Below are 13,056 nucleotides of genomic sequence, written 5' to 3' on the forward strand. Positions count from 1 at the left end.
TCACCGCATTCCCGTTCCGGCGATGCCCTGAACGAAGTAGCGCTGCAGGAACAGGAAGAGCACCAGCACGGGCAGCATCACGACGATCGCACCCGCGAGCTGCAGTCCGTAGTCGGTGACGTGCGACGCGGCCTGACTGGTGGCGGCGAGACCCACCGGGAGCGTGTAACTGGACATGCTCTGAGCGACGATGAGCGGCCAGATGAAGTTGTTCCACGAGGTGAGGAACGACATGATCGTGATCGTCGCGACGGCGGGGCCGGCCAACGGCAGGAAGATCCGGAAGAAGATCCGGAACTCGCCGGCGCCGTCGATGCGGGCCGCTTCGAGCAGTTCGTCGGGGATCGACATCGCGTACTGCCGCATGATGAAGACCGACATCGGCATCGCCACGCTGGGCAGGGCGATACCGGCGAGGGTGTCCGCCAGACCCAGGTCGACAGTGATCACGAACTGCGTGACGAACACCGCGGCAAATGGCATCATCATGCCGGCCATGACGGCGCCGAACGCGACCCGCTTGCCCGCGAAGTCGAGCTTGGCGAGCGCGTAGCCGGCGGCGGACGCCGCCACGACGTTGCCGGCGACCACGATGATCGCGACCACGATGCTGTTGGCCATGAACCCGCCGAAGCCCTCGGTGGCGAACAGCCGGGTGAAATTGCCGAGGGTGACGTGCTGCGGAAGCCAGGCACCGGGGTCGGAGCGGATCTCGTCGAGGCTGCGCAGCGAGCCGCTGATCACCCAGACGAACGGAAGCATGGTGAGCAGCGCGCACAGCACCAGCGCGCCGTACAGCAGGGGTGGGGTGACGGACCGGCGGCGCACGGCGATCCGGCCGTCGATCATTTCGGTGTCCCGCACCGTGGCGACCGTGGTCATGCGCGGGGCCTCAGCAGCCGGAACTGGACGATGCTCACCAGCATCACGAGCACGAGCATCACGCAGGACGCGGCCGAGGACATCCCGAACTCGCCGGCCCCGAACTGGTGGTAGGTGTACAGCGCCACCGATTCCGTGGAGCCCAGCGGGCCGCCGTTCGTCAGCAGGTACGGCTCGTCGAACACCTGGAGGTAGAACACGGTCAGCAGCACCGACACCACGAGCGTGGTGGGCAGCAGCAGCGGCAGGGTGATGTGCCTCAGCTGCCGCCACCGGCCGGCCCCGTCGATGGAGGCGGCTTCGTACACGTCCTGCGGAACCGCCTGCAGACCGGCGAGGAACAGCACCATCGCGGTGCCGAAGTTGCGCCAGACGCCGAGCAGGATGACCACGGGCATGGCCAGGTTCGGGTCGTCCAGCCAGTTCGGCCCGGCGAAGCCGACGGCGCCGAGCACCTTGTTGACGGTGCCGTCGGCGTTGAAGGCGTACTGCCAGATCAGTGCGACCGCCACGATGTTCGTGACGACCGGTGCGAAGAAGACGACGCGGAACGTGCCGCGCAGGCGCCGGATGCCTACGTTGAGCGCGAAGGCCAGTGCGAATCCGATCGCCATGGTCAGCGGCACACCGACCGCCACGAACAGGGCGGTGTTGAGGATGTCCCGCAGGAAGCTTTCGTCCTGGAACAGGCGGAGGTAGTTCTCCAGGCCGGTGAAGTCGACGGCGAACGGATTGCGCAGATCCGTGCCCCGCAGGTCGGTGAGGCTGAACCCGAGCGCGGCGACCGTGGGAATCGCCGTGTAGAGCAGGAACACGAGGGTGAACGGTGCGAGGAACAGCCAGGCGACAGCCGTTCGACGGGAGTCCCGGGATCGACGCGCCGTGCGCGGCGCCGCGACGGTGCTGGTCATCCGGAGATCACCCCGTACCCGTGCCGATGCTGTCGGCGTACGCCTGGACGCTCGCGGCGGCCTTTTCGGCGGTCTCCTTGCCCTTGGCCACCTCTTCCATCGCCTTCCCCAGCCGGGTCGCGACCTGCTGCCAGGTGCTCACCTGCGGAAACGCTCGGGTGTTCGTCAGCTGGGTCAAGAAGGCGCCAAGGAGCGGCTGTCCCTTGATGGCCGGGTCGTCCCAGGCGGACACGACGGCCGGCAGCGAACTGTACGCCTTGTACTGCGCGACCTGGGTGCTCGGCTGCGAGATGTAGCGGATGAGCTTCCACGACGCGGTCGCGTTGCCGCTGGTGGCGAGCACGCCCCAACTGCCGCCCGCGGAGAAGGAGACGCTGCCCGACGGCCCGGCCGGCAGCGGTGCGGTCGCGACGTGAGACGCCGTCCAGCCGGTCTTCTTCGCGGCGGTGTCGAGCTGACCGACGACCCACGGGCCCGTGATCATGCCGGCGGTCTTGCCGGCGACGAAGTACGGCTGCGCGTCGAGGAACGTGGGCCCGCTGGTGTCGGCGACGCCCGAGGTGAAGAACGACGCGTTGAACTTCAGCGCGTCGACCATCGCCGGCGTGTCGAGCGTCCACTTGCCGTCGGCGGAGAGCAGTGAGCCGCCCGCCTGCCAGGCGTACATCGCGACGTCCTGGCCGTTGAAGATGTCCCAGCCGATGTCGGCCCCGAGGCCGTGTCCGGCGCCGGCGCCCTGGAGCGCCTTGAGGAACGGCACCATGTCGTCCCACGTGGCCGGCGCCTTGACACCCGCCTTCTTCGCCAGGTCGGAGCGGTAGACGAGCGCATAGGTGTAGGCGTACCAGGGCACCGTGTAGGCGACGCCCTTGACCACGCCCGCGTCCCAGAGGCTCTTGAAGAAACCGGCCGGGTCGACGAGGCCGTCCGGAACGGGCTGAAGGATCGACGGATCGAGGAACTGCGCCTGGGACTCGGGGAAGAGCTGGGCGACATCGGGTCCCTTGCCCGCCGCGATCGCCGCCTGGAGCTTGGTGGAGTACTCGGCGTTCGGGATCAGCGTGAACTTCACGGTGACGTCAGGGTTCGCGGCCTTGAAGGGCTCGATGACCTTGTCGAGCACGTCGGCATCGCCCTGGGCGGCCCAGACGTTGACGGTGCCGGTGGCAGGGGACTCGTCAATGGCCTTGGCGGTGCCTGTGGCGGCAGTGTCATCACTGCGCCCACAGCCCGCCAGGGAAAGGGTGCAGGTGAGAGCTATGCCGGCGGTCAGCCGTAGGGCACGGCGTCGGGAGAGGTTGGACACTGGGGGGCTCCTGTCACATGAAGGCGCTGATCACAGTGGGGGGATTTTCGGCGAAAGTAGCTTTTTTGATCAAATGGATCCGATGGCGCCTATGCAGTCGATAGGGACGGTATGTAAGGCGCGTTTCGGCTGTGCGGCTGACCTGTCACGGAACAATTTCGGAACTTGTAGCAAAATCGATTCGTCACGATCTGTAGTGGCCGTCGTATGCTCGCCGGCCTGGTCGTCGTGGGGCGGCTCAGCTCCGATCTCGCCCTGCTCGTCGCGCTGTCAGCACCTGCCTGCCTCGTGCCCGTACCCACAGCGCGCCCGCCACATCGGGGAGAGTCTGACCGGCTGCCGCGTGCGGCATATCATGGAAGCACTCGGTGGTGGAGCCCACCGAGGCCGCTTCCACAGAGTGGCGGCTCCGCCGCACCGGCCCATGGGTCCTGTCCTCGTGATGAGGGGGAATGCCCTGTGTGCGCGATGTTCCAGCCGAGCGAGCAACGTTTTGATCGCCCTACCGGCTGCTCTGGCATGGGTACGGCAACGGCTGTCCGCGGACGCCTGGAGCGAACTGGTCGACGTACCCGAGAACAAGGTGGATGAGCTGCCGGCGCTCCTCGACGCGGGAACCGCCGTCTGGGCGGCATACCGCCCCGCACCTGCCCGCGTGCGGTTACGCCATCGTACGCCTGCGCCCTATCGGGGGTAGGTCGACCTGCATGCAGCGCTGCTGAGGATGTGGCCAGCCGGGAGCTGCGGGACAGGAGGTTGTGATGCGCTTCGATGTGATCGTGGAGACACCGCGGGGATCGCGCAACAAGTACGAGATGGACCAGGTCAAACAGCGGATCAGGCTTGACCGGCTGCTGTTCACCGCCACCGCCTATCCCTACGACTACGGGTTCGTGCCCGGGACACTGGCCGAGGACGACGATCCGCTGGATGCGCTGGTGCTGGGAGAGGTGCCGACCTTTCCCGGATGCGTGATCGGAGTGCGTCCGGTGGCGGTGTTCTGGATGCATGACGAGCACGGACCCGACGCGAAGATTCTCTGCGTGCCCGCCAACGATAGCCGCTACGCCCACATCGAGGATCTTCTGGATGTGGATGTCCACGTACTCGGCGAGATCGGTCACTTCTTCGACGTCTACAGGGACCTCGAGCCGGGCAAAAGCACCGACACCCGTGGCTGGGAATCACGCGCCCATGCAGAGGACGTGATCAAGCGCGCCGCCCGCCAGGCCGCACGAGGTCCCGCCCGGCAAGGCGGTCTATGACTACCGCCGCCTTCGCCGCCGTGCCGGCCGATGCCGGTATCCGCCTCGTCAAGAGTGACGTCCGGATGTCGCGGACCGAATCGGGGGAGCTCGATGGGCAGCGTTGGATAAAGCTGGTTCGCATTTTGGTGCACGCAGTCCAAGAGGTCCATCAGCCTGTCCTCAGGCACCACCGCGAAAAGGGTCGCCCGGATTGCGCTCCTGGTCGTCGGTGGCCGGGTCGATGCCCTGCTCGTCGCCGTCGAAGCAGAAGCCGTTGAACCCCAGATACCGGTCCGCGCCGAACTGGGCGACGATCGGCGCCGGCCGGACGACGGGGGTGGTGATCCGGTGGCGGGCCATGCCGTCCTCGATCACACGCAGGCGCAGCCACGTCCGGCCGTCCATCTCCATGGCGTTGAAGCTGCACTCGCCGTCGCCAGCCGACAAATGGTGGTCGCCGAGTGACAGCAGACCGCCCGCCACGAAGACCGGGAAGTAGACCTTCGAGCCCGGGCCGAGCTTGTTGATGTCCATGTTCCCGCCGTTCTCCCGAGGCGGCTGGGTGCGCGCCGCCACCCGCGCGGCCTCCTCGCCCAGGCCGCGCAGCAGCGCGTTGCGCGGGTCGGGGGCGAAGGCGCGGCCGTCGGCGTACAACGGGCGCTCCCGCTCGTGCCACCGTCGCATCAACTCAAAGGACGGGGCGACGCCGATGGTCCCCACGTGTGGCTGGGCGGGGATCCGGACGCCAGGCACCTGCGGCGACTCGGCGATGCCGCCGCGGGCGTACCAGGTCGAACGGTAACCGTCGGGGAAGACCTCGCCGAGCAGGCCCGGCGTGCCGGGCAGGATGTTGGAGAAGGCGACGCCGCTCAGCGGCTCGACGCCCAGCACCTCGGCCACCAGCACGTCGCCGGGCCGCGCGCCGTTCACATGGACCGGGCCGGTCAGCGGATGCATGCGGGACAGGTCGACGCGGCGCAGCTCGTCCAGACTGCCGTAGTCGTGGATCTGGTAGTCGTCGTACGCGGCCGACTCCAGGATCACCTCGTCGCCCGGATCCACCGTCACCGCGGCGGGATCTCGGGATGCCAGCGGTTGTGCCCGATCTCCGGCTGGGCCGCGAGGGGCACTCCGACCCGGCAGGTGAGGCGCGGCACGTTCAGGTAGCGGTCGCTGAAGCGGGACAGCGGTTCGACGTTCATGCTGCTCCAGGGGTGGGGTGGGCGGTGAAGTGCACGCCGGTGAACGGTGCGCGCCAGGCGGTGAGCTCGGCCGCGAGCGCGGCGAGGTCCGTGGCGGGCTCGCCGGCCGGGTCCAGGGCGCGGGCGAGGAACGCGGCCAGCGCGGGCATGTCGTGCTCCCGCATGCCAAGGCGGGTGATCTCCGGGGTGCCGAGCCGCAGGCCGTTCATGTCGCCGGCCACCGGAGCCATGGGCAGCCCGATCCCGGAGGCGAGCAGGTTGGCGGCGCGCACCCGGTGCGCCGCGCGCTGCCCGCCGCCGTAACGGTGGGCCGGCAGCGCGAACTGGTGCGACTCCGTCCCGCCAAGCCCGGCGGCGAACACCGGCACGTCCCAGCGCCCTCTACCATACGGAATGTGAGTGAGCTGCTTCCAGGTCCCGTCGCCGGCGCAGGGGAGGATTCCGAGTCGAGGCTCGTGGGTTCGGCCCGGGTGCTGGCCGTCCTGGCCGAGCTGGCCCGCCACCCCGACGGGATCGGCCTGGAAGACATGGCGCGAGCCGTGGCCAGTCCTAAGCCGACGATCCACCGCGCCCTGACGTCACTGCGCCAGGCCGGATTCGCCGGCGAGCGCATCGGCGCCCCCATCGCCCGCCCCCACCAGATCCTGTGCATCGGGCTGAACCACAGCGACCACGCGGCCGAGACCGGCCAGGCCGTACCCGACGAGCCGATCCTGTTCACCAAGTCGCCCAACACGCTGGCCCCTCGGTAGGGCGGACCACATGAGCCTCGCCCCCTCCGGCCCCCAGCGGCTGGAACCGGCCGACCCCGCCGTGCTGGCGGCGGTCGAGGCGGCCGTGCCGGGGATCACCAGGGCGCGAGCGAGCGACCGCCTCGGCATGGCGCACGACGCCTCGCACTACCTGCTGATCCCGCAGGCCGTCCTCGTCCCCCAGGACGCCGGGCAGGTCGCCGATCTGATGCGGGCCTGCGCCGCCCACGACCTGGAGCTGACCTTCCGGTCCGGCGGCACCAGCCTGAGCGGGCAGGGGGTCGGCCGGAATCTGCTCGCCGACGTCCGCCGGCACTTCCGGAGCATCGAGGTGCTCGACGACGGCGCCCGGGTGCGGGTCCAGCCGGGCGCCGTGCTCCGGCAGGTCAACGCGCGCCTGGCCGCCTACGGCCGTAAGCTCGGCCCGGACCCGGCCAGCGAGTCGGCGTGCACCCTCGGCGGTGTCATTGCCAACAACTCCAGCGGCATGACCTGCGGCACCCACGCCAACGCCTATCAGACGCTGGAGTCGCTGGTCCTCGTGCTGCCGAGCGGGACCGTCGTGGACACCGGCGCCGGCGACGCCGACGCCCTTCTGCGTGCCCGCGAACCCGCCCTGGCGGAGGGACTCCTGCGGCTGCGCGACCGCATCCGGGACAACGCCGAGTCCGTACGCCGGATCAGGGCACAATTCGCCCTGAAGAACACCATGGGGTACGGGCTCAACAGTTTCCTCGACCACGACTCGCCCGCCCAGATCCTCGCCCACCTCGTCATCGGCAGCGAGGGCACCCTCGGCTTCGTCGCCGAGGCGGTCCTGCGAACGGTTCCCGCGCACCGCCTCGCCGCGACCGGGCTGGTCGTCTTCCCCACGTTGCGCCAGGCCATGGCGGCCATGCCCGAGCTCCTCACCGCCGGTCCCGCCGCCGTGGAGTTGCTCGACGCCGAATCGCTGCGGGTGGCGCAGGGCGATCCCGGCGCGAACGACGTCCTGCGCACCCTGCCCGTGGACGGCCACGCCGCGCTGCTGGTGGAGTGGCAGGAGCCGGATCCCGAGTCGCTGGCCCGGCGGGAGCGGGACGCCGAGCGGGCCTTCGCGGGCCTGGACCTGGCCGCGCCGGTCCGGCTGAGCAGGGACACGCTGGGCCGGGGCGCGCTCTGGCACATCCGCAAGGGCCTGTACGCCTCGGTCGCGGGCGCGCGGCCGAGCGGCACGACCGCCCTGCTGGAAGACGTCGCCGTGCCCGTGCCCGCGCTCGCCGATTTGTGCGACGCCCTGACGGAGCTGTTCTCCCGGCACGGCTACGAACGCAGCGTGATCTTCGGGCACGCCAAGGACGGCAACCTGCACTTCATGCTCAACGGGAACTTCGGAGCCGCGGGAGACCTGGCCCGCTACGCCGACTTCACCGAGGATCTCGTCGAGGCCGTCCTGGGCCGCGGCGGCACCCTCAAGGCCGAGCACGGCACCGGCCGGGTGATGGCCCCCTTCGTCCGGCGGCAGTACGGCGACGAGCTCTTCGCCGTCATGCGCGAGATCAAGCGGCTGTGCGACCCGGCGAACACCCTCAACCGCGGTGTCGTGCTGACCGACGACCCCAAGGCGCACCTGCGTGATCTCAAGACCGTCGTCACCGTCGAACCCGAAGTGGACCGCTGCGTCGAATGCGGCTATTGCGAACCGGTCTGTCCCAGCCGCGACCTCACCACCACACCGCGCCAGCGCATCGTCCTGCGCCGGGAGATCGCGGCCGCCGAGGCGGCCGGAGATCACGCGCTCGCCGGTCAGCTGAGCGAGGAGTACGGCTACGACGCCGTCGAGACCTGCGCGGTCGACGGGATGTGCGCCACCGCCTGCCCCGTGCTGATCAACACCGGTGACCTGACGAAGCGGCTGCGCGCCGAGAACCAGGGACGCGCGGCGCGAACCGGCTGGAAGGCCGCCGCCGGTCGCTGGGGCCTGGCGACCAGGACGATGAGCCTGGCCTTGGACGCCGCCGTGCTGCCGCCCGCCGGGCTCGTGGAGAACGCCACCCGGGCCGCTCGTGCGCTGGCCGGCCACGAGAACGTCGCTCAGTGGAGCCGTGACCTGCCCCGCGGCGGCAGAGTCCGCCGCGCCGCGCCCGATCCGTCGGCCGACGCCGTCTATGTGCCGTCCTGCCTCAACACGATGTTCGCGCCCGCGGACGGCGGGCCCGGGGTCATGGACGCGCTGCTGCGGCTCACCGAGCGGGCGGGCCTGCGCCTGCACGTCCCGAAGGGGATCGAGAACCTGTGCTGCGGCACTCCGTGGTCGTCGAAGGGACTGACGGACGGCTACGAGGTCATGCGCCGCAAGGTGACGGCGGCACTCGTCGCCGCCTCGGACGGTGGCCGGATCCCGGTGGTCAGCGACGCCGCCTCCTGCACCGAAGGGTTCCACAAGCTGACCGCCGCCGACCCCGCCGTCCGGGTGCTGGACGCCGTGACCTTCGTCTCCGAGCACATCCTGCCACGCCTGCCCGCCGGCAAGCGGCTCCCTTCCGTGGCCCTGCATCCGACCTGCTCCGCCACCAGACTCGGGCTCGACGCGGCGATCAGCCGGATCGCCGAGGCGGTCGCCGAGAAGGTCGTCGTCCCCGAGGACTGGCAGTGCTGCGCCTTCGCAGGCGACCGCGGCCTGCTGCATCCGGAGCTCAGCGCGTCGGCGACCCGGGCGGAAGCCGCCGCGGTGGAACGCGGCGGCTGTACGGCCCACGCCTCGGTCAACCGGACCTGCGAGATCGGGATGACCCGGGCCACCGGCAGGACCTACCACCATCTGCTGGAGCTCCTCGACCAGACCACGGCCTGACGAGCGGGCCGCGCCGGCCCATGGGGACCACTGATCAGGAGGCGGGGGAAGATACAGCGGACGTCGAGGCCCGGCGTGTGGGCTTCGCGGCTATGGAGAGCCGTCCGCATCCGTTGCATTGGCGCGAGTTCGTTGCTCACCGCACTCGTCCTGATCTGCGGGATCGGTAGCTGCCTATTCCTCATGCGTGACGGCGGTGCCGGTGGCGTCGGCGGAGCGGTGTGTCTCGGTGTTCCGGTCGGCGATCAAGGCCTCGATGCCGGCCAGGATCCGGTCCAGGCCGAACTCGACGTCGCTGGGGGGCAGTTCGTCTTCGATGTAGTCGGTGTTCGCCATCAGTGCGGCTGTTCTGGGAAAGCCGCGCTCTCTGAGGAGTGACTGCAGGAAGCCGATGGCCGAGGTCATCGCCGCGGTTTCTGCGGATTCGTGGAGGTTGCGGGCCAGGCGTGCGGTGCTGCGCGCGTAGCCGTCGAGGAGCAGCGCGCAGCCTAGTGTGTCGCGATCGTTCAGGCCGGAGCCGGTCATGCCGTCCATGAAGACCTCGAGCCAGCCGACCAGGTGGGGTGTCATAGGGGCCGCGTTGACGGGCAGGTCGAGCAGCCATGGGTGGACCCGGTAACGGTCGATCATGGCGCGGGTCCACTCGGTGGCGGCGGCCCGCCAGTTCGCGGCCTGTCGTACGGCTTGCGGGGGCGGGCCCCAGCCGGCTTCGGCGAGCAGCACGAGCAGTTCCTCTTTGGACTGGACATAGCGGTAGAGGGCGTTGGCGGTGATGCCCAGGCGGCCGGCGATCTTGGGCATGGACAGTCCGGCGAAGCCGTCGGTGTCGGCGACCTCGACGGCGACCTCGACGATCTGCTCGACGCTGTAGGCCGGTTTGGGGCCGCGCCGTCGCGTGGCCGGGGTGAGCCCCCAGGCCAGTGCTGTGCCGGGTGGTAGTTGCGCCTGTTCCTTGTCCTCAGCCACAGTGCATCATCCCATCGACACAGAAACTGTTCATGCCTTACACTAATTCTTGTTGATCACTACGGGGAGGCTAAAAGTGAGTGGTTCGTACCGCGCGGGGATGCTGCTGCGGCGCCTGCTCGGGAGATGTGTGGGGCGGCCAGGGCCTGCCGCCACGTCGTCCGTGATCCGGCTATGGCGACAGGAGGGCATCCTGTGTGGCGAGGGAGGGCACCCTGATCACGCCGACTCGGTCACGCGGCTGCGCCTGGGCCCGGCAGCAGGTCGACGTCGCCGGCGTGCATCGGCTCGCCGCAGTGGGCGCAGCGCAGGTCGGCACGGCTGATCTCGCCGCACGCGTGGTGGCGGTAGAGCACGGGCGGCCCGGCCTCGCCCGCGAGCCACCTGTCGCCCCAGCTGGTCATGGCCATGATCAGGTCGACCAGCTCGGCGCCCTTGGCCGTCAGGTGGTACTCGTAGCGCGGCCGATTGTCGTAGGGACGGCGCTCGAGCACGCCCTGGTCGACGAGGTGGTTGAGCCGCTCGGTCAGCACCTTGCGCGAGATCCCGAGGTCGGCCTGGATCTGCTCGAACCGACTCATGCCGACCCACACGTCCCGCAGGATCAGCGGCGACCAGGGCTCTCCGATCACGTCGAGGGTGCGCGCGATGGAGCAGGCCATCTCCCCGAACTTGGTGCGTTGCATGAGATCAGTCTAGCAAATGGAGTTCCCTCAAGGAACTCTGGATGCTACGGTCATGAAGTCTCTTGAAGGAACTCAAGAAGGGAGTCGCAAGATGAGCAAGGTCATCAGCGCCCACGCGGTATCGGTCGACGGATACATCACCGGACGCGACCCGGGCGCCGGGCGCGGACTCGGCGACGGAACGATGCTGTTCGACTGGTACTTCAACGGCGACACGCCCAGCCAGGTGTTCGACGGATTCAAGCTGAGCGCGCCCAGCGCCCGCCTCTTCGACACCCTCGCCGGACGCGTGGGCGCGATCGTGGCAGGACGCACCACCTACGACGACTCCGACCATTTCGGAGGCGGCAGCCCGCACCCCACAGCCCGGCTGCACGTCCTCAGCCACCGGCCGGCGCCGGAGATCAGCGAACGGCAGACCCTCATCACCACCGGCATCCAGGACGCCATCGCCGCGGCCCGCGAGGCCGCCGGCGACAAGGACGTCGGCCTCATGGGCGGCGGCGTCGCGACCGAGGCCTTGAAGGCCGGGCTCGTCGATGAGGTGATCCTCCACCAGGTGCCCGTCCTGCTCGGCGGCGGCCGCCCCTTCTTCCAGGAACTGCCCGAGCACGTGCACCTGCGGCTGCTGGAGGCCGTCCCCGCCCCCGGCGTCACCCACCTCCACTACCAGGTGGCCCGATGATCCTCATCACCGGCGGGCTCGGCATGATCGGCGCCCACACCGCCCGCGCGCTCGCCGACCTCGGACACCAGGTCGTCGTCACCACCCACCGCCGCAGCGAGGTCCCCTCCTTCCTCGCCGGCCGGGTCAGCGTGGAACCCCTCGACGTCACCGACCGGGACGCCTTCCTCGCCCTGGCCGATCGTCACGCCGTCAGCGACATCGTCCACCTCGCCGGCACCATCCCCGACCACGACCCGGTCGGCTACTTCCGCACGGACACGACCGGCCTGCTCAACGCGCTGGAGGCCGCCCGTACCTGGGGCGTGCGCAGGTTCGCCGTCGCCAGCAGCATCGGCGTCTACATCGGCCGGACCGAGACCCGCCGGCACGAGGAGCTCGCGCTGCCCACTGCGCAGTTGCCGCACCTGATCGTCGCCTTCAAGAAGGCCGTCGAGCCACTGACCACGCACAGCCTCCAGGGCAGCGGTGTCCAGCCGGTCGTGCTCCGGATCGGGAGCATCTGGGGACCGCTGATGGACCCGGAATCACCGTTCAACCACATCCCGCCGTACATCAACGCCGTGCTCCGCGGTGAGCAGCCGCGGCCGCTGTACGCCGACGACGGCGGTGACCGCTGCTACGCACCCGACGCCGGGCGCGCGATCGCCCTGCTGACGACCGCGCAAACCCTGCGGCACACCACCTACAACGTCTCCAGCGGCCGGCCGTTCACCAACCGCCAGCTCGCCGACGCCCTGCAGGCGATCATCCCCGGCCTGCGGCTCGACCTGCTGCCCGGACGGCAGGACGGCCCCGGCGACGACCCCTACCTCGACATCACCCGGCTCACCCACGACACCGGCTTCACGCCGGCCTTCGACATCGCCGCGGCGGTCGCCGACTACGTCGCGTGGCGCGCCGACAACCTCCGCTAGAACGCCCCGTCACGGTGGGCGGCTACCCGGGGCTGAGCGCCGTGCTGCTGGCGCCGCTGATGCAGCAGTTCCGGCGGCTGCACCCCGGGGTCACGGTGGTGCTGCACGAGGGCGATCCGCTGCAGCTGGAGGAGGCCATCGTGCACGGCGAGGTGGACATCGCGCTTGCGCACCTCGGACGTGCCCCAGGTGCACCACAACGTGCGCATGAGCGCTCCTCCGACTTGGCGTTGGTACGTCCGTCGGAGGTCTTCTCCGCCCGCGGCGTCGCGGACCGACCGCGCCGGGCCCCGAGGCGGGTCCGTGATGACGACGCGACCGCGAAGGAGTACTCCCCTCCACTTCGCCTGCGATCATACATACCGAATCGCGGCCTTGCGCCGCTGCCCCAGCGCGAACCCATGGAACCGGCCCGTCGACACCATGAACTCCAAGCGTCTGCGATTCTCTGTGTTTGCCTGAGGATTTCCGGCATTCCGGGCGGGCGTGGCGCGTGGCGGGCCGTCTCCGTACCCTCCGAGGGGGAGTACGGGGGTGGCTGTGACGCGGTGGAAGCCGGTCCGGTGGTGAGGATCGCGTACAGGCCCTGTACGCCCCGCCGGTGGGCGGGGCGCCTGGGGTGCCTGGCCCGCCGGACGCTGTCCCTGTCTCTTATTCCCATCTGACGTT

14 protein-coding genes are annotated in these 13,056 nt (G+C 69.7%); 6 read left to right on the top strand and 8 right to left on the bottom strand.

The features are described 5' to 3' along the window. From EJK15_RS42320 to EJK15_RS42330, 3 genes are read right to left on the bottom strand one after another with little or no spacing between them, the layout of a single operon-like run. Positions 1–882, bottom strand: a complete 882-nt coding sequence (locus tag EJK15_RS42320; protein ID WP_138716110.1) for a carbohydrate ABC transporter permease — start codon at positions 880–882, stop codon at positions 1–3. Continuing rightward, on the bottom strand, positions 879–1,793 hold the full coding sequence (locus tag EJK15_RS42325) for a carbohydrate ABC transporter permease (RefSeq protein ID WP_138716111.1): 915 nt from the start codon (positions 1,791–1,793) through the stop codon (positions 879–881). Before EJK15_RS42325 ends, EJK15_RS42320 begins: the two co-directional genes overlap by 4 nt. Before the next feature lie 7 nt (positions 1,794–1,800). Next, positions 1,801–3,099: an extracellular solute-binding protein gene (locus EJK15_RS42330; RefSeq protein ID WP_138716112.1), complete on the bottom strand. Its 1,299-nt coding sequence runs from the start codon at positions 3,097–3,099 to the stop codon at positions 1,801–1,803. 761 nt (positions 3,100–3,860) lie between these two features. Between EJK15_RS42330 and EJK15_RS42335 the strand changes: the two genes are divergently transcribed. Further along, positions 3,861–4,364, top strand: a complete 504-nt coding sequence (locus tag EJK15_RS42335; protein ID WP_138716113.1) for an inorganic diphosphatase — start codon at positions 3,861–3,863, stop codon at positions 4,362–4,364. 162 nt (positions 4,365–4,526) lie between these two features. Here the strand turns inward: EJK15_RS42335 and EJK15_RS42340 are convergent, their stop codons facing one another. The 3 genes from EJK15_RS42340 to EJK15_RS71335 are packed head-to-tail and all read right to left on the bottom strand — an operon-like array spanning position 4,527 to position 5,916. After that, a complete protein-coding gene (locus EJK15_RS42340) occupies positions 4,527–5,414 on the bottom strand; it encodes an acetamidase/formamidase family protein (protein WP_171074852.1) in 888 nt (295 codons plus the stop codon). Next, entirely contained in the window at positions 5,411–5,548 is a 138-nt protein-coding gene (locus EJK15_RS71330) for a hypothetical protein (protein WP_171074853.1), read from the bottom strand. Before EJK15_RS71330 ends, EJK15_RS42340 begins: the two co-directional genes overlap by 4 nt. Next, a complete protein-coding gene (locus tag EJK15_RS71335) occupies positions 5,545–5,916 on the bottom strand; it encodes a hypothetical protein (RefSeq protein ID WP_171074854.1) in 372 nt (123 codons plus the stop codon). The genes EJK15_RS71330 and EJK15_RS71335 overlap by 4 nt, the downstream gene beginning before the upstream one ends. Positions 5,917–5,943: 27 nt before the next feature. Here EJK15_RS71335 and EJK15_RS75180 point away from each other — a divergent pair, with 27 nt between their 5' ends. Together EJK15_RS75180 and EJK15_RS42350 are read left to right on the top strand one after the other, a co-directional pair. Then, positions 5,944–6,300: a helix-turn-helix domain-containing protein gene (locus EJK15_RS75180; protein ID WP_240777568.1), complete on the top strand. Its 357-nt coding sequence runs from the start codon at positions 5,944–5,946 to the stop codon at positions 6,298–6,300. Between the two features lie 10 nt (positions 6,301–6,310). Next, the gene (locus EJK15_RS42350; RefSeq protein WP_138716115.1) at positions 6,311–9,133 is read left to right on the top strand and encodes an FAD-binding and (Fe-S)-binding domain-containing protein; all 2,823 of its coding nucleotides are present in this window, start codon (positions 6,311–6,313) and stop codon (positions 9,131–9,133) included. A 174-nt stretch (positions 9,134–9,307) separates the two neighbouring features. On the opposite strand, the gene EJK15_RS42355 is transcribed toward EJK15_RS42350, so the two are convergent. Both EJK15_RS42355 and EJK15_RS42360 read right to left on the bottom strand, forming a co-directional pair. Further along, positions 9,308–10,099 (bottom strand): TetR/AcrR family transcriptional regulator, encoded by a 792-nt coding sequence (locus EJK15_RS42355; protein WP_138716116.1) that lies wholly within the window; start codon positions 10,097–10,099, stop codon positions 9,308–9,310. Positions 10,100–10,332: 233 nt separating this feature from the next. After that, on the bottom strand, positions 10,333–10,785 hold the full coding sequence (locus EJK15_RS42360; RefSeq protein WP_138716117.1) for a winged helix-turn-helix transcriptional regulator: 453 nt from the start codon (positions 10,783–10,785) through the stop codon (positions 10,333–10,335). A gap of 91 nt (positions 10,786–10,876) precedes the next feature. On the opposite strand from EJK15_RS42360, the gene EJK15_RS42365 reads away from it, so the two are divergent. From EJK15_RS42365 to EJK15_RS77875, 3 genes are read left to right on the top strand one after another with little or no spacing between them, the layout of a single operon-like run. Beyond that, entirely contained in the window at positions 10,877–11,470 is a 594-nt protein-coding gene (locus EJK15_RS42365; protein ID WP_138716118.1) for a dihydrofolate reductase family protein, read from the top strand. Next, positions 11,467–12,387: an NAD-dependent epimerase/dehydratase family protein gene (locus tag EJK15_RS42370; RefSeq protein WP_138716119.1), complete on the top strand. Its 921-nt coding sequence runs from the start codon at positions 11,467–11,469 to the stop codon at positions 12,385–12,387. Before EJK15_RS42365 ends, EJK15_RS42370 begins: the two co-directional genes overlap by 4 nt. A 59-nt stretch (positions 12,388–12,446) precedes the next feature. Beyond that, positions 12,447–13,052: a LysR substrate-binding domain-containing protein gene (locus EJK15_RS77875; RefSeq protein ID WP_420847130.1), complete on the top strand. Its 606-nt coding sequence runs from the start codon at positions 12,447–12,449 to the stop codon at positions 13,050–13,052. Positions 13,053–13,056 lie beyond the last annotated feature (4 nt).

It is taken from the genome of Nonomuraea basaltis (assembly GCF_005893125.1).
GTDB lineage: Bacteria > Actinomycetota > Actinomycetes > Streptosporangiales > Streptosporangiaceae > Nonomuraea > Nonomuraea basaltis.